The sequence below is a fragment of the Ruminococcus sp. N15.MGS-57 genome (genome assembly GCF_000980385.1).
GTDB lineage: Bacteria > Bacillota > Clostridia > Oscillospirales > Ruminococcaceae > Hominimerdicola > Hominimerdicola aceti.
In genome coordinates, this window is sequence record NZ_LARF01000003.1 from 64,516 (window position 1) to 80,387 (window position 15,872).

Annotated in this window: 16 protein-coding genes; 10 read left to right on the forward strand and 6 right to left on the reverse strand. The window is 41.4% G+C overall.

Annotation, left to right across the window (positions count from 1 at the left end):
* Nucleotides 1–7: 7 nt before the first annotated feature.
* Nucleotides 8–451 carry a MarR family winged helix-turn-helix transcriptional regulator gene (locus tag WS40_RS01115; protein ID WP_325208349.1) on the reverse strand — a complete coding sequence of 148 codons (444 nt, stop codon included), beginning with the start codon at nucleotides 449–451 and terminating at the stop codon, nucleotides 8–10.
* Between the two features lie 214 nt (nucleotides 452–665).
* On the opposite strand from WS40_RS01115, the gene nadA reads away from it, so the two are divergent.
* Together nadA and WS40_RS01125 are read left to right on the forward strand one after the other, a co-directional pair.
* Nucleotides 666–1,589, forward strand: a complete 924-nt coding sequence (gene nadA, locus WS40_RS01120) for a quinolinate synthase NadA (RefSeq protein WP_046439472.1) — start codon at nucleotides 666–668, stop codon at nucleotides 1,587–1,589.
* A 4-nt stretch (nucleotides 1,590–1,593) separates the two neighbouring features.
* Entirely contained in the window at nucleotides 1,594–2,028 is a 435-nt protein-coding gene (locus WS40_RS01125) for a GNAT family N-acetyltransferase (protein WP_046439474.1), read from the forward strand.
* Between the two features lie 310 nt (nucleotides 2,029–2,338).
* Here the strand turns inward: WS40_RS01125 and WS40_RS01130 are convergent, their stop codons facing one another.
* Complete coding sequence (locus WS40_RS01130) at nucleotides 2,339–3,493, reverse strand: glycoside hydrolase family 5 protein (protein ID WP_046439475.1); 1,155 nt, start codon at nucleotides 3,491–3,493, stop codon at nucleotides 2,339–2,341.
* A 235-nt stretch (nucleotides 3,494–3,728) separates the two neighbouring features.
* Here WS40_RS01130 and WS40_RS01135 point away from each other — a divergent pair, with 235 nt between their 5' ends.
* Nucleotides 3,729–4,298, forward strand: coding sequence for a hypothetical protein (locus WS40_RS01135; protein WP_046439477.1), 570 nt, complete (start codon nucleotides 3,729–3,731; stop codon nucleotides 4,296–4,298).
* A gap of 51 nt (nucleotides 4,299–4,349) precedes the next feature.
* On the opposite strand, the gene WS40_RS01140 is transcribed toward WS40_RS01135, so the two are convergent.
* From WS40_RS01140 to secA, 4 genes are all read right to left on the reverse strand, one after another.
* Nucleotides 4,350–5,048: a histidinol-phosphatase gene (locus tag WS40_RS01140; protein ID WP_046439479.1), complete on the reverse strand. Its 699-nt coding sequence runs from the start codon at nucleotides 5,046–5,048 to the stop codon at nucleotides 4,350–4,352.
* Nucleotides 5,048–6,217, reverse strand: a complete 1,170-nt coding sequence (locus WS40_RS01145; protein ID WP_041337365.1) for an AGE family epimerase/isomerase — start codon at nucleotides 6,215–6,217, stop codon at nucleotides 5,048–5,050. The genes WS40_RS01140 and WS40_RS01145 overlap by 1 nt, the downstream gene beginning before the upstream one ends.
* A 65-nt stretch (nucleotides 6,218–6,282) precedes the next feature.
* Nucleotides 6,283–7,545: a DUF1015 domain-containing protein gene (locus WS40_RS01150; protein WP_046439482.1), complete on the reverse strand. Its 1,263-nt coding sequence runs from the start codon at nucleotides 7,543–7,545 to the stop codon at nucleotides 6,283–6,285.
* 68 nt (nucleotides 7,546–7,613) lie between these two features.
* Entirely contained in the window at nucleotides 7,614–10,388 is a 2,775-nt protein-coding gene (gene secA / locus WS40_RS01155) for a preprotein translocase subunit SecA (RefSeq protein ID WP_046439484.1), read from the reverse strand.
* Between the two features lie 279 nt (nucleotides 10,389–10,667).
* Here secA and WS40_RS01160 point away from each other — a divergent pair, with 279 nt between their 5' ends.
* The 7 genes from WS40_RS01160 to WS40_RS01190 form a co-directional block, all read left to right on the forward strand.
* Entirely contained in the window at nucleotides 10,668–11,180 is a 513-nt protein-coding gene (locus tag WS40_RS01160; RefSeq protein ID WP_117865872.1) for an RNA polymerase sigma factor, read from the forward strand.
* A 1-nt stretch (nucleotide 11,181) separates the two neighbouring features.
* On the forward strand, nucleotides 11,182–11,859 hold the full coding sequence (locus WS40_RS01165; RefSeq protein WP_046439486.1) for a DUF4367 domain-containing protein: 678 nt from the start codon (nucleotides 11,182–11,184) through the stop codon (nucleotides 11,857–11,859).
* Nucleotides 11,860–11,964: 105 nt separating this feature from the next.
* Nucleotides 11,965–12,228, forward strand: coding sequence for a hypothetical protein (locus WS40_RS01170; protein ID WP_046439488.1), 264 nt, complete (start codon nucleotides 11,965–11,967; stop codon nucleotides 12,226–12,228).
* A gap of 291 nt (nucleotides 12,229–12,519) precedes the next feature.
* Nucleotides 12,520–12,954, forward strand: a complete 435-nt coding sequence (locus WS40_RS01175; RefSeq protein ID WP_022287689.1) for a hypothetical protein — start codon at nucleotides 12,520–12,522, stop codon at nucleotides 12,952–12,954.
* Between the two features lie 19 nt (nucleotides 12,955–12,973).
* Nucleotides 12,974–14,176, forward strand: a complete 1,203-nt coding sequence (locus tag WS40_RS01180) for a hypothetical protein (protein WP_046439489.1) — start codon at nucleotides 12,974–12,976, stop codon at nucleotides 14,174–14,176.
* 44 nt (nucleotides 14,177–14,220) lie between these two features.
* On the forward strand, nucleotides 14,221–15,402 hold the full coding sequence (locus WS40_RS01185; protein ID WP_325208350.1) for a hypothetical protein: 1,182 nt from the start codon (nucleotides 14,221–14,223) through the stop codon (nucleotides 15,400–15,402).
* The coding region (locus WS40_RS01190; protein ID WP_046439493.1) for a hypothetical protein at nucleotides 15,402–15,872 on the forward strand (471 nt) is incomplete at its 3' end. The genes WS40_RS01185 and WS40_RS01190, both read left to right, overlap by 1 nt.

A 15,872-nucleotide genomic window follows, 5' to 3' on the forward strand; every position in this document is an offset into this window, starting at 1 on the left:
CCGCACCTCAGACTTTCTGAGAGTTGCCCTTCATTGTATGTTCAAGTGCCTCGACAGCTTTTTCGGAGCTGTCAAGGAGGTTTTTGAGATTTTTCTCACCCAGTGCGTCAACGAACACGCTGAAATATTTTTCAAGACGCTGCTGCTTTTCTTCAATGGATTTTTCACCTTTTGGGAGGAGTTTCACCTGCACACGGCGTTTATCCTCAGGGTCACGCACAAGGCTAACAAAGCCTTTTTTCTCCATTGCACTGAGCACTGACGTTGCTCGCTGACGTGATATCATAAGGTCACGGCTTATGTCTGAGGGGTAGACTATGCCCTCGGCTGTGCTAAGATAGACTATCACTTTGCTTTCGCCCTGAAAAAGCTCTGCAAGGTCGTCCATATATCCTGTTTCAAAAAATCGTCTGAAAACTTCTCCAAAACGCTGGGCTGTTTTATCGTTCATTGTTATTCCTCCAAATGTCAAGGCAGTTGATTGTCAACACTGTTGATTATACACCCTGTTGATGAATTTGTCAAGTGGTATGGGCGGTATGGTACAAATGCCCTTGACAAAATGTCTATATCATACTATAATAATATGGTATAAATCTTTCGGCAAATGCCGAAACACCGAAAGGAGGATATGCTTTTCAAAGGTCGAAAGGCATGATCTGGATATGATTAAGGACGTACAGGAAAAAATTCTTCAGTTAAAGAAAGAAAACGATATTTGTATACTTGCGCACAGCTATCAGGCTAAGGAGATAGTGGAGATAGCAGATATTACGGGTGATTCATACAAGCTAAGCGTTGAGGCGCAGAAGGTCTCAAACAAGAATATACTTATGTGCGGAGTGCATTTTATGGCTGAGGCGGCAAAAATGCTCAACCCTGACAAGAACGTATATCTTGCAAATCCATCGGCAGGCTGTCCAATGGCAGAGCAAATGGAACCTGAGATGATAGAAATGATAAAGGCACAGGAGCCTGACAGAAAGGTAGTATGCTACATAAACACCACAGCCGCACTCAAGAGGGTTTGCGACGTTTGCGTTACTTCCTCGTCTGCGGTGAAGATAGTAAAGAACATGGACGCTGACAAGATACTGTTCATTCCTGACTGCAATCTTGGTGCATTCGTAAAAAAAGCCTGTCCTGAAAAGGATATAATGCTTTTGCAGGGCGGATGTCCTGTTCATGCGTCGGTAACAAAGGCTGACATGATAGCGGCTAAGACGGCTCACCCTGATGCACTGGTGCTTTGTCACCCTGAGTGTATCCCTGCTGTAAGCGAAATGGCTGATTATGTTGGTTCGACTTCCGGCATAATGAATTTTGCGGCTGAGTCTGACGCAAAGGAGTTCATCATAGGCACTGAGATATCTATTGCTGAGCATTTGCAGTACAGATTCCCTGAGAAGGAGTTTTACATACTCTCAAAGAAGATACTTTGTCCTAACATGAAGCTCACCACTCTTATGGACGTTTACAAGACCTGCGAGGGCATTGGCAACGGCGGCGGTTTTGAGATAAAAATGACAGACGAGGAGATAACCTCTGCAAGAAAATGTATCGACGAAATGATACGTCTTGGGGGCTGATATAATGGATAATTACACCATAAAGATCGCAAAAGGGCTTGCAAACAACGCAGACGCCAGGCTCATAAGACAGCAGGTATTCGTTGAGGAGCAGGGCTTTGTGAACGAATTTGACGATATCGACCATGAGGCTTATCATGCTGTTATCTACACAGGAGGATATCCCATTGCAACAGGCAGGCTGTTTGACGAAAACGGTGAGGCGCACATTGGACGCATCTGCGTGAGAAAGGCATATCGTGGCAGAGATCTTGGCAGAATGATAGTGGAAGCCCTTGAAAAGCAGGCTGAAAAAGTGGGCTACAAGGAAGTCGGCTTATCGGCGCAAACGAGAGTACAGCCTTTCTATGAAAAGCTTGGCTACACGGCATATGGTGATGTTTACAAGGACGAATACTGTCCGCACATTGCAATGAAAAAGACCCTTTCAGGGGAATAGATATGAAAAAGGACGACTTGGGGTCGTCCTTTTTTTGTGGCGTTTAATGAACAAAACAGTTTGTGATTGAAACGAACGAGAGTGGCGGGACGTCGAGGGCGCCGTCCCCTACACAAAAAAATTGCGCCGCTCCCCTACATAAATGTATTGATAAAAAACGATAATAATATAAATTTTTGTAGGGGCGAACAGCGTTCGCCCGTTTACCGCAAGATTGCCCACCGCTCGCAAGATATCAATTCGCCCCACAAAAATTGCACATAATTTGCGCACACAAAAAAAGGACGGAATCGCTTCCGTCCTTGATTTTTTAGCTATTTACTGTTTCCATGATAGCGTCGATTATTTCAGGGAAATACCAGCCACCCTCGGATCTGTTGAGAAGTCCGAAGTTCTCACCGTTTCCTATTCTTGTGCCGTTATCCCACCAACAGCATGGTACGCCGTACTGCTTTGCGGTGCTGAGATAATCCTTTACACACTGAACTCTCGCTTCTGTATTAACCTTATTTACAGAGCCGAACTCACCGATTATTACAGGTATTCCCTTGCTGAGGAACACTTCATTGATATCGGTAAAGAGTGTTGTGATAGAAGAGTCGATACTTGTATACTGGTCTGTGCCTGCGGTATCAAGTGCAAATGAATATGGTAGATAAGCGTGGATAGAAACTATTATCTTATCGTCGCCCTGCGGAACTTCCAAAGCCTCCATATTCTGCTTTGTTGATGATGCGGCATATGGTGTTACCATTATACATCTGTTAGGGTTGTTTCCGCCAGAAGCACGGACAGTTTCAACAAACGCCTTTGCGTACTGATTTACAACCTCTCTTGACTCAGCGTCGCCTATCCACTCGTTGCCCTCGCCTCTAAGTCTAGGCTCGTTCACGCCCTCGAAAATGAGGTGCTCGTCATAGCCCTGAAATCTGTCGCATATCTGCTTCCAGAGGGCTTTGAGCTGCTCGACATCTTTATCGGCACGGTCTTTCTTAGGCATATACCACTCCTCGTGGTGGGTGTTGAGGATAACGAACATTCCGTTGTCGATACCGTAATCGACAATTTCCTGAACTCTGTTCATCCATGCTTCGTCAACTGTATAGTTCTCGTCCATGTGAGTACCCCATGAAACAGGAAGTCTGAACACGTTGAAGCCTGCGTCCTTGACTTGGTCTATCATCAATTTTGTGGTTTCCACATTTCCCCATGAGGTTTCAGCGTCAAGACCCGAGCCGCCTGTGGCGTCCATGGTATTGCCAAGATTCCAGCCCACTTTCATCTGAGCCACAAGGTCTTTTGCAGTGGTCACTGTCATAGGGTCATCGGTATGCTTCTGAGTATTTTCTGTAGCTGAAGAATCGTTTTCAGCCTTTGAGGAGCTGTCCGAACTGCCACAGGCTGTCATCATTGATACGCCCATTGCAAGGGAAAGCACTGCCGCAAGTAGTCTTTTGATTTTCATATTTTGGTTTTCCTTTCTCACCATATAAAATAATAACATTTATATTTTAGCTCATTAATGTGGATTTGTCAATAGGAATAATAAAATTAGATAAACGCACAAAGTTCTGTTGAAATGTGACTATATATACAAAATTTGTTTTTTGTTATTTATTTTGCCCATTGACAATTATAATCATAAACTGTATAATTTAAACATAGGATATTTAATTTGAAAATTATATGGGGGTACAACTATGAAAGCTAAACACGTTGGTATAATAATATGGGTAATTGTTGCCGTTGCATTTATATTTTGTTTTTGGTATTTTGGCATAAAGAACATAGTTTCTTCTGATGAACCTGAAGATGATGAAAGCGGAATAAATACCTTTAACTACAGCTGTCCCCATGACGATACCTATCAGGAACCAACGCTGAATATGGGAAAATATTATCCAAACGGAGATACAAGCAAAGATTATTTTATAATAGGAGAAAACAACACTCTGAAATACAGCGGAGATTCGGAATATCTTTGCAATAAGCTGTTTACGTTTTATGACGAGACCGCAAAGCAGGATACGATAAAAATGTGGTCTGAAACCAGAACATATACTATTAAAACCTATCACGAAGCAAGAGATCAGATACTAATTGAATTTGACTATGGAAAACATGAAAATGCTTTCGCTTTAGCATTTAATTATGTTGATGAAAACACATTCGTCGCCGTAGATACTTACATTCGTGTTCCCGACGATTCTGCCGCTGAATCGGAATCTTATTCCGACGATGTTTCGGTAAATGAAAGCAAAATTTCATAGTAAAAAAAACTTCAATGGCAAAAAAATGTCATTGAAGTTTTTATTTATGTTTTATGTTTCAGCCGGCTTTTCCGGAATTATCGGGGTAAGCTTTCCGTCACGGAGAAATTCTATGTAATCTTCTATGGAATTGATCGGCTCGTCAGTTGCAACACCGCTGATACGGCTGTCCTCCACCCACAGGTGGTGATTGTCCGTACCGCCCGTCTGTGCAAAGCCGAACTGCTCGGCATACCACTTTGCACGCTGATTATAGACCTCTTTGCCGTTGCCGCTGTTATAGACCTCAACGCCGTCTATCCACTTTGGCAGGAGCTTTATTTCATGGATATACCAATCCGCCTCACGAAAAGGGTGGGCATGGACTAACACTCCCCCTGCTTTATGCACTCTGTCGGCAAACTGATAAAAGCTTATATCACTGATGTTATCATTGGCAAGAAGAAAGTCCTTGTCGATACCATAGGTCAAAAGGTCTGCACCGAAGTAGGAATACTCCAGACCGAAAAAAGCTTTCAGACCTATCTTGTCACCCTCTTCTTTGGCATTCTCATAACCCTTGCAGAACTTGTTCACTCTGTCCTCCCAACTGTCAAAGTTGGTGACAGCACAGTTGCCGTTGAAAAAGTGATCGGTGACGATGATCCCGTCATAGCCTAGGGCTTTATAACGCCTTGCCTGCTCTGCTCCGCTTGCAGAGGCACAGGCGCTTCCCTCGGCGGTATGCAGGTGTGTTTCATACCTGAACATCAGAAGTCCACGCCTCTGTTGATGACCTCCATGCACATTCTGCCGTTATGATAAGGGCATTTCCATGGACCTACTATCTCTTTCCAATCATGTGGCTTATGGTCATAGGAAACCTCGGCATACCACTCTGAGCCTTCTCTCTTGTCGATTATCTCAGCCTTGATGTACTCCCAAACGCTTCTTGCACTTTCAAGGAACTTCTTTTCTCCGCTGTGCTGATAAGCGTTGATAAAGCCAACAACAGACTCTGCCTCTACCCACCATACACGCTTCTTGTCTATCTTATCGTTCTCACGCTCGTTGTTCAGTGCGCCGTTATCAAGGGCGATGTTCTGAATATTATGAGAGATCTTAAGATCCATTTCAGCAAACTGCTTTTTAAGCTCCTCGTCACCCAAAGTATCGCAGGCAAGGTCCATAAGCCATGTTGCTTCGATATCGTGACCAAATGAATGGATATCTCCCACAAGGTCAAACTTTGTGTCAAAGAAAACTTTCAGAGCGTTTGTTTCAGGAGTATAAACAATATCTCTCATCTGACCAAGCTGGAATTTAAGCCTTTTAGCAACTTCCTCGTTGTGGTCTGCCTTATAAAGCTCGGTATAAGCCTCGATAAGGTGGAGGATAGCGTTCATTGTCTTATCAGCATGCAAGCCATTCTCAGAAAGAGCGTCATTTGATACCAAGTTCCACTGTCTGTCGAAAGCTTCTCTGTAGCCGTACTCGTCAAGAGTGTTGTTCTCGATGTCGTGGAAAAGCTTATAGGCAAGCTCAAGAGCCTCTTTATCTCCGCTTGCGTTATAGTAGCATGACAGTGCATAGATAGCAAATGCGATGTTGTATGTATGCTTCATAGTGTCGGCAGGCTCGCCCTTATAGTTCATCATCCAATAAACTCCGCCGTACTCATAGTCGATACAGTGATTTTTGATAAACTCGTAAGCGTGGCGTGCGTTGTCAAGAAGTGTCTTATCGCCCAGAGTGATATACGCTTTTGAATAGAACCAAAGTATTCTTGCGTGGAGGATAACGCCCTTATCAGCCTGCTTATCCAGCTTGAGGTCATAGCTCATAAAACCGTAAAATCCACCGTTCTCATCATCTCTCAGCTTGTTCCAGAAGGGAATGATATGTCCTGTAAGTTCCTTTTTGACTTCTTCAATTATCATCGTAAAAACTCCTTTTAAAATATATTGTCTACGATTTTTCTATTTCAACATTTCTTTATTTTTTTCTATTTCAATATTTTCCTTGCCTCAACATAAAATCTCTTATCCTCGGCATGACCCATGGAGAACGTTTTTCTTGGCAGTGCGCCGTCAACGATAACTGTAGGGAAAAGCTCTTCCTTGCCCATGTCAGGGAGCATAAAGCCTATGGAATTTTCCTTTGCGGAAAGCTCTCTTATGACCTCTGCACCGTGGATATAGTCCACCTTGCCGCCTTTTTCCTTGATATAGATGTCAAGGAAATTCTGCAATGAGCCGACAGTGAGCTTTGAAGTCGGCTTATGTATATAGAGAGTCTTTTCCTCGCCATTGTCGCAGACAACTATTGCCTGCTCTGTCTTTTCCTCGGAAAGCTCAAGAGCCGCTGTCATTTCGCTCATAAGAGCCTTTGTATCAACGTCTGTAACTATCCTATGGATAGCTTCAAATTCAAGTGCAGGCGAATGGAGATTCACTATCTCCACAAGGGCATATCTGCAAAGAGCATTGCTCATGTCCTTATCAGGGTTCTCTCTCTTCTGCTCCTCGTAAAACTCCTTTGCAGTAGCAAGAGAATGGTTGCCGTCGCCCATAGCGTAAACGAGCGGTGAAGTTTCCTTAAGACCATACTTTGTATTGAAAGCGTCGATATCACCAAGCTTTTCAAGTGCGGCTATTATCTTTTCCTGCATAGGCTTTTCAATAAGATAGCCTGCGATATGACCACCCTTTTTCATAAGGTCAAAGTCATAGAGCTTTTTCATTTCTCCCTTGTGGGCTTCAAGCGGCTCAACAACGTTTTTTTCTGTATCGTCAACGAGTATCATGATATGCGGCAGCTCAACAGGTGCGCCACGTCTTACCTTTATTCTAGGCGGTATTCTCTCCACAACTGTGGCTTCTGTTGCTCTTACGGCAGACTTCGAGCCTTTGCGGTAGTCATACTCTTCAAGGTCGATAGCGCCAACGATGCCTGCTCTGACCTTTCCGTCAGACTGTGTTCTTTCAACGTATATCATAGCGTCCTTATACTCTTCAAAAACGCCCTCGCTGATATAGCTGTCCATATTCTTATGTATGTCGGCTATTCTTTCATCAACGTTATCGTCCTCCAGATAGACCTCAGGCAGGATAAGGTTAAGTGCGCTTTTTGCACCCTCTGTTATCTTTTCCACGTCAGCCCAATACTCAGGCTCAGAGGTATACTGGTCGCAGGCAACCACTGCCCACTTTGACATATCGGCGTTCTTAGGCAGAAGTATATCTGCGCTTTTAAATGCTGTTGACATTTCACTACACTCCTATTATTCTTATATCCAAAACAGGACGGCTGTTTTCACCGTCCTGCATATTGTTTTTATTTCTCAGAGCTGTCAGAGCTATTCTCTGCCTGCTCGGCTTCGTCAGCCTGTACACCGTTTCCAGCACCGCAGCAGTTCTTATACTTCTTGCCGCTTCCGCATGGGCACAGATCGTTCCTGCCCGGCTTTTTAGCCTTTCTTACAGTCATGTTATGATGCTCGCCCGGCTTGAGAACGTCCTCTCTCTTTGGAGCGGCGCTGTTCTTCCTTACCTGAATGGTGAACAACATTCTTACAGTGTCCTCACGGATAGAAGCTACCATATCGTCGAACATATCCATACCTTCCATACGATACTCGACTACTGGGTTCTTCTGACCGTATGAACGCAGACCGATACCCTTTTTCAGCTCGTCCATATCGTCGATATGTGCCATCCACTTTGTATCGACAACTTTAAGCAAAACGACTCTCTCTATCTCATGAAGAAGTTCCTGACCCAAGTCTTCCTCACGCTTTGCGTATATCTTCAAAGCTCTGTCTTCAAGGAGGTCAACGATATCCTTCTTTGTTATCTCGTCAAGCTCCTGTGGGGTATAGTTGAAGTCGTCCTCAACTGTGATTATGCCCATAAGTCTGTCCTTAAGGCCCTGCAGGTTCCAGTTATCCTGAACGTCCTCGTCAGTGATATACATATTTACAGAATCCTCAACAAACTCCTTTATCATGCCGAGGATATTTTCATGGAGATCCTCTCCGTCAAGCACCTGCTGTCTTTGCTTATAGATTATCTCACGCTGTGTGTTCATAACGTCGTCGTAGTTGAGGACGTTCTTTCTGATGTTGAAGTTTCTGCCCTCTATCTTCTTCTGTGAGGACTCGATAACACCTGTGAGCATTTTTGACTGTATTGGAGTATTCTCGTCAACTTTGAGAGTATCCATCATAGCTGTTATTCTCTCGCCGCCGAAAATTCTCATAAGGTCGTCTTCAAGTGAGAGGAAGAATGTGCTTTCGCCCGGGTCGCCCTGACGGCCTGAACGTCCTCTGAGCTGATTGTCGATACGTCTTGACTCGTGTCTTTCTGTACCGATGATATAAAGTCCGCCTGCTTCTCTAACCTTTTCTGCAAGCTCCTTTACCTCTTCTGAATACTTTGCATAGAGCTTCTTATATTCTGCTCTTGCAGCCAGAACTTCCTCGTCCTGAGTATTTGAGAAACCTGCTGCCTCGACAGCCACTTCCTCAGAATAGCCCATTTTCTGAAGGTCTGCAAGGGACTTATACTCAGCATTACCGCCAAGCATGATATCAGTACCACGTCCTGCCATGTTGGTAGCGATAGTAACAGCACCGTATTTACCTGCCTGTGCAACTATCATAGCCTCACGGTCATGGTGCTTAGCGTTAAGCACTTCATGCTTGATGCCCTTATTTTTCAGCAGTCTTGAAAGATACTCTGACTTCTCAACGGAAACAGTACCAACGAGTACCGGCTGTCCCTTTTTATGGCACTCTATCACCTGCTCGATAACAGCATTGAACTTGCCCTTTTCTGTTTTGAAAACAACGTCTGGGTGGTCAATTCTGATAACAGGCTTATTTGTCGGTATCTCGATAACATCGAGCTTATAGATCTCTCTGAACTCGTCCTCCTCAGTAAGAGCAGTACCTGTCATACCTGACAGCTTGCCATAAAGACGGAAGTAGTTCTGATATGTTATAGTAGCGATAGTCTTTGACTCTCTTGCTATCTCAACGCCCTCTTTTGCTTCGATAGCCTGATGCAGACCGTCATTGAAACGTCTACCCTGCATGATACGGCCTGTGAACTCGTCTACGATAAGAACTTCTCCGTCCTTAACAACGTAGTCGATATCCTTTTTCATAACGCCGTTTGCCTTGATAGCCTGATTGATGTGGTGAGCAAGGGTCATATTGTCAGCATCCATAAGGTTTATAACGTTGAACGCCTTTTCTGCTTTCTTAACACCGCTCTTTGTAAGAGTTGCGGTCTTAGCCTTTTCGTCGATGATATAGTCGCCGTCCAGAAGGTCGTTATCTGCCTTATCGTCCATTTCAACAACTGTAACAGGCTTCAGTGTCTTTGCAAATCTGTCAGCAAGTGAATAAAGCTTTGTTGACTTGTCGCCCTGACCTGAAATGATAAGCGGAGTTCTTGCTTCGTCTATGAGGATAGAGTCCACCTCGTCCACGATAGCGAAAGCGTGCTCTCTCTGAACCTTATCTTTCTTATAGATAACCATGTTGTCACGGAGGTAATCAAATCCGAACTCGTTATTTGTACCATATGTAATATCAGCGTTATAAGCTTCCCTCTTCTGCTCCTTGTTCATGCCCGTAAGCACAACGCCGATAGAAGTGTTCAGGAAGTGGAACACCTTGCCCATTTCCTCAGACTGGAACTTAGCAAGATAGTCGTTTACTGTTACAACGTGAACGCCATTTCCTGTGAGGGAGTTAGCATAAGCCGCCAGACAAGCAACGAGAGTTTTACCTTCACCTGTTTTCATTTCGGCGATACGTCCCTGATGAAGAACGATAGCACCGATTATCTGAACAGGGTAAGGCTTTTTGCCAAGCACTCTGAACGCAGCTTCACGGCAAACCGCAAGAGCGTCAGGAAGAACGTCATCAAGAGTTGAAAGCTCGTCCAGCTTGCCCCTCAGAATGGCAGTCTGTCCGCCCAGCTCCTCGTCAGACATATCGGCATACTTACTTTCAAGCTCGAGTACCTTATTCTTTATAGGCTCGATCTTGGCAAGCTCTTTTTTAGAATAGTTGCCGAATATTTTATCAAATAATCCCATGTTTCAATCCACCTTTATTTATTCTCCTGCCAGAATTTATGGCAGGAAAAAGTTAAAAAATATACTATGCTATAAATACACTATTATATTATACAATATCCCCTTTTAAAAGTCAAGCAATTTATGGGCTATTTCAACTTCCGTGTTGATGTTAACAAACATTTCACAATCAACAAGATTTTACTTCTACAAAACATCCCCCTTGAATTTATACATAAATAATGTTATACTTGATACATTATAAAGTATATAGGATGTGATGAAATGCTTGGCGTGTGTATGGCATTGATCGATGATGAAAAAGATAAAAAGGCTTTTGAAAAGCTGTATAATAAATACAAAAATAAAGTTCATGCAATATCCTTGAATATATTAAAAAATGAACAACTTGCTGAGGAATCAACTTCTGACACTTTTTTATCGTTGGCTAAATGTTTTCAAAAAATTAAACATTTAGAATATCACAAATTGGATTATTACATTGTCATAACTAGTAGGAACATGGCAAAGAATATATCTAAAAAGGAAAAAGAAAATTTAATGACGGTTTCCTACGATGATGATTCTTATTTTGTAAATGAAAATATGTCATGTTACGAATTTGAATTTTTGAAAGGTTGCATAAAGAAACTGAAAGTTGACGATCAAGAGATTCTTTATTTAAAGTTTTCGTGTGGACTTGAATATTCTGAAATCTCAAAAACGCTTGGCATTACATCTGCCACAGCAAGAAAACGTCTGCAGTATGCCAAAAACAGATTGAAGATATTACTTGAAAAGGGTGATTTATAACATGAATAATTTTTCATATTTTTCAAAAGCTCTCGATGAAGTCGTAGATGCCAGATTGGATGATTATGTTGAAACTCTTGAAGTAGACAAACGATATGAATTTTCGGAAAAGTACAATAAAAAAATAAACAAACTTATAAAACACAGAGAAAAGCCCTATTTTACTCTGATATGCACGACCGGCAGACGTGTTGCTTGTTGTGTTGCAGCATTGTTGATCCTATCATTTTCTTCGCTTAGCGTAAAAGCTGTGAGAGAGGCAGTTTGTGATTTCTTTATGAATATTTTTTCAGACCATACGGAGATTATAGCAGACAGTGAAATTGAGAATTCATATCCGCATTCGATTGACGAGGAATATCATATATCTTCACTTCCAAATGGATTTAAACAAGTCGACTATGATAAAATGGAAAATTCAATTATAATAACATACTTCAAGGATGATGATTATATCTTTTTTGAACAATACACAAAAGATGCATATCTTAGTAATTATGATAATGAACAGTCAACATTTGAATCATATACAGATGAAAACGGACAAGAATATCTAGTTCATAATACAGATCATGATCATACATTTATATGGGACAATGGTAAATATATTTTTGAAATATGCAGCAACTTAGACAAACGGTCTGTGTTGGAATTGTGTGAATCCACAAAAATAAAGTAAATTAATAAAAACATATCACAAACAAACAATTTTCATTGTCATAGTAGGTGTAGGAGAAAATAAATCTCTTGCACCTATTTTTTGTGAAAGGAGGAACTTACATATATGAAAAAAGTGATATCTACAATTATATCGGTTGTTATTATGCTATGCCTATCACTTACAGCTTTTGCCGAACCCGAACTGCAAACGCCTTCTGACGATGACATTTCTGTTTGTTATTTATACACAGATAAAATATCAGGTACATTGTCAATCTCCAACAAGGCTGCAACTTGTAAATCCACTGTACGTGGTATTTCAGGTACAACTACTAAAATCGTTATAACTCAAACACTTCAGAAGAAAAAATGGATCTTCATGGAATAAATACAGTAGTTGAGCAAAAACATTCAACAGTTGGTATGCGATTTCTTCAAATTCCAAAGAGTCTTTAAGCAGCGGTACATACCGCCTTAAAACAATCGCAAAGGTTTATAACGGTTCTGATTATGAGACCATTACGATTTATAGTAGCACAGCGTCCTGCTAAAATAATAGGCTGTGCACAGAAAGGACAGGTGATTCCAATGCAGTAATAAAATTTATATAATCCAAAATCAAAAAACAAAACATTGACATTCAAATATTTGGATGTTATAATAAGAAAGGACGTTTAATATGAAAAAGATCGTAAAAAGGATCGCAGCTATGGGTGCTGCTGTTATGATGATGAGCTCTATGGCTATTGGGGCTAGTGCGTATGAAGCCATAAAATACGGCAGAGCAGTTGGTGGTTCTGGCTCAAATGCTTATATTTCATGTTTTGTAACAGGAATAAGAACAAATTCAACTGTAGCTGGTCAAGCTTGGACTAGGACATCAAGTAACAATAACAATGTTTACAATCCAAATTGTAAATACAGCGGTTATGTTTATGCAAGTGCCTCTGTTGGTGGTACTGGTTGTGGATCATCTCATTCTGACACAGGTAAAATTGAGCATTCGTTTGGGTTAAAAGGTTGTACATCTTCAAAGTTAGTAAAAACTGTACATATTTATAATGATAAGGTACATGGCAATTACAGCACAACGCTTTCCGTTGATAGTCAATAATAGAACTTGAGTGTGAATTATGAAAACTAAAATTATTATCGCAACAGCCGCAGTTACAATTGCCGCAGTTGCAGTTACACTTTTCATTTCTCTTGGCACAAAATCCGATAAGGCGGTTTCTTCTGAAAAGGGTCAACAAGAACTTTCTGCTTCTCCCACAAACCTTTTGTGTCCTGAAGCTTCTTCTACTGCATTTGCAAACAATTTTGTGTATTACAAAACCTATGACGGCATTGCAGAATATGATATCGAATCCGACAGCCTTGCAATGATAAAGGTCAAGCTTCAAGAGTATTCAAACTTGTCCTGCTATACCATATATGACGGCGTTATATACGCTGTAAGGTCAGTGTATAATTCTGCTACGCAAAAAGAAGATTACAGTATTGTCACAGTGGATTACAACAGCGGCGAAGTCACGGAAGTGTATTCTGCACCAAAGGACAGCATATTAGGCTGTATGTCTATGGACAAAGACGGAGATATCTATTTTGTTGAGGGCAAATACAAAAAGAACGAGACCGACGAGAACGGATTCAGCACAGGCTATTCGCTATATAAATACGCTCTCAAAAACTCTGACAAAAGCGAGATAACAAAAGCCAATACCTATTACATAAGCGACGGCAAGCTTTATTTTACAAGGCTTTGCCCAAAGACGGATACAGTCCGCCTATTTATAGCTCCACTTTCAGACCCTCAGAACGTCAAGGATACAGGCATTGATGTTGGCTCTCAGATAAGCGAAAATACGCCGTATATGTATTATCCGGCCGACGGAGATGTGTATTACTCTAATGGCAAAAACAAGCTGTATAGGTATAATGAGGATAATGAAAAAAGTGACACAGTTTGCACTTTTAAAGACAAATCTTTTGTAAGATATTTTCAGTATTTCAATAACACTATGATAGTGCTTGTTCGTGAGCCAAATGATAATGGCAAAATGTATCAGTATGTGCTTTATTATCTTGATAACGATAATAAACCGCAGAAGATAATTGATGATGCTAAGCTCAATGAAAAGTATTTTTACGGCTATGAGTATATCGACTATATGACGATATTCAATAACTGTGAGGATTATTTCCTGCTTTCGACCTATGATCCCGACGCTGATACAGCCGCTTATCTTGTGGATAAAGATTTTAAACTGCACAAGTTTATTTCAAACGGCGAATGGGATTATGATACATATGCAGAGATACAGTCAGAAATGTAAGAGCTTGATATTTGAGGTGTGACGATTTGAAACTTCTCAGATTTATGATAAGAAAAGATATGGCGAAGTCAGCTTTGATAAGCTTATTGCTGGCTTTGCTTTCCTGCGCCTTTTTGATATCTGTACTCAGACCTTCTTATGCTTATGGCGAAAAATACATGACCTATCTTAAAGGCGGCTCGGAAACTGTAAGCCAAGACGCTCAAAAGCTTGCTGATGAGCAAAACGCTCTTAACAACGAGATAAACGACTATCAGAATAACCACAACACAGGCGGTGTAAAGCAGGCTGAATTGCCTGTGGAACTTGAGGAAAAGATAATAGATTTCTCTCAGAAAAATTCACAAGCAGGCGCAGGACTTGACAGTATGTTTTCTCTTATTGAGGGAGAGCTATATTCCCAGCAAAATGCTTTGAAGCTCATTTCCGAGCGTGTGCGAGGTTACAGCCGAAATGCAAGACGTGGCGTTACGGATGAGTATTCTTTGAAGCTTTCCGACAAGCTCATCAGCGATTACAACGCCGTGATAACAGACCTAAAAAAGTCGGACGATATCATTGACACCAGAGCCGCTGACGGCTTTGAAAACTATATGTCATCGGAAATTTTGATACCATTCGGCGTTTATTTGCTTCTTTTCAGCATTTTTTCATCAGAGATACAAAGCGGCAGGATAAAAAGCTTTGGAATAACCAAAACGGGCGTGAGGAAATTCTCACTTTTCAAGCTTTGTACCGGCTTTGTTGCTGTAATAATTCTTGTTTTGATAATTTACACTGTGGATATTATAACTCTTTTTATTTACGATACAAACGGCTTTAAACTTGATATGCCATTGCAATATCTGAGCGGTTTTGAACTAAGTTCGGCGAATATGAGCTTTGGCGGATATCTAGTTGCAGTATTTGCCGCAAAACTTGTTTATGCGCTTTTCACCGCAAGTATTGTTATGTTTCTTTCAATGTTTTGCAGAAAGACCATACTTGCAGGAGCTGTCTGTCTTGTGCCAATATTTGTACCATTATATCTGAAAACCACAAGTCTTTCCAATCCTGCCGTTGACATTTTAACAGGCAATTACACCAATATGCTCAATGACACAGGTTATATGAATTTCTGGGGAATACCTGCACGAGAATACGTTGTTTATTTTGCTATCATATTCATCATGACCGCATTTTTTGTCGCAGGGACATATCTCCTTGCTGAAAGGCAGGTGGGATAATGAAAAGTATGTATAGTTATCAGACTTCACGGCTCATAAAGAAATTCTGGCTGCTTTTTGTCATAGTGATAATTTTTTCAGCTTCCATTAAATTTGCTGTGTATCGTAGCTTTAACGCTTCTAATAACCTTGTATATATGAACAAAGAAACGGCGGAGATATACAATGAACTTATAGAAAATTCCGCAGATAAGACCCTTGAACAGTGTGACGAATACATAACGGACTATGAGCTGAGGAGTTACGCAGGCGGTTATAATAATAACATTACAGCCGCCGTGAACAAATATAAAACAGAGCTTCGCAGTTGTTTTATGGTCGAAAGCATCAGAAGCTATGCACGCACGGGAAGAGGTCTAACAGACGCTAATATTCCCTCTGACCTTGTGAAAAACAGCCGACTTTACGCCGCCTTTGTCTTTTCCTCGGAAAGCTCAAGAGCCGCTGTCATTTCGCTCATAAGAGCCTTT

Excerpts from the sequence above, each read along its gene's own strand:
- WS40_RS01135 (WP_046439477.1), top strand. The coding sequence starts at position 3,729 with ATGAAAGCTAAACACGTTGGTATAATAATATGGGTAATTGTTGCCGTT.
- WS40_RS01130 (WP_046439475.1), bottom strand. The coding sequence starts at position 3,493 with ATGAAAATCAAAAGACTACTTGCGGCAGTGCTTTCCCTTGCAATGGGC.
- WS40_RS01180 (WP_046439489.1), top strand. The coding sequence starts at position 12,974 with ATGAAAACTAAAATTATTATCGCAACAGCCGCAGTTACAATTGCCGCA.
- nadA (WP_046439472.1), top strand. The coding sequence starts at position 666 with ATGATTAAGGACGTACAGGAAAAAATTCTTCAGTTAAAGAAAGAAAAC.
- WS40_RS01160 (WP_117865872.1), top strand. The coding sequence starts at position 10,668 with ATGGCATTGATCGATGATGAAAAAGATAAAAAGGCTTTTGAAAAGCTG.
- WS40_RS01140 (WP_046439479.1), bottom strand. The coding sequence starts at position 5,048 with ATGTTCAGGTATGAAACACACCTGCATACCGCCGAGGGAAGCGCCTGT.
- WS40_RS01145 (WP_041337365.1), bottom strand. The coding sequence starts at position 6,217 with ATGATAATTGAAGAAGTCAAAAAGGAACTTACAGGACATATCATTCCC.
- WS40_RS01150 (WP_046439482.1), bottom strand. The coding sequence starts at position 7,545 with ATGTCAACAGCATTTAAAAGCGCAGATATACTTCTGCCTAAGAACGCC.
- WS40_RS01170 (WP_046439488.1), top strand. The coding sequence starts at position 11,965 with ATGAAAAAAGTGATATCTACAATTATATCGGTTGTTATTATGCTATGC.
- WS40_RS01115 (WP_325208349.1), bottom strand. The coding sequence starts at position 451 with ATGAACGATAAAACAGCCCAGCGTTTTGGAGAAGTTTTCAGACGATTT.
- WS40_RS01175 (WP_022287689.1), top strand. The coding sequence starts at position 12,520 with ATGAAAAAGATCGTAAAAAGGATCGCAGCTATGGGTGCTGCTGTTATG.
- WS40_RS01185 (WP_325208350.1), top strand. The coding sequence starts at position 14,221 with ATGATAAGAAAAGATATGGCGAAGTCAGCTTTGATAAGCTTATTGCTG.
- WS40_RS01125 (WP_046439474.1), top strand. The coding sequence starts at position 1,594 with ATGGATAATTACACCATAAAGATCGCAAAAGGGCTTGCAAACAACGCA.
- secA (WP_046439484.1), bottom strand. The coding sequence starts at position 10,388 with ATGGGATTATTTGATAAAATATTCGGCAACTATTCTAAAAAAGAGCTT.
- WS40_RS01165 (WP_046439486.1), top strand. The coding sequence starts at position 11,182 with ATGAATAATTTTTCATATTTTTCAAAAGCTCTCGATGAAGTCGTAGAT.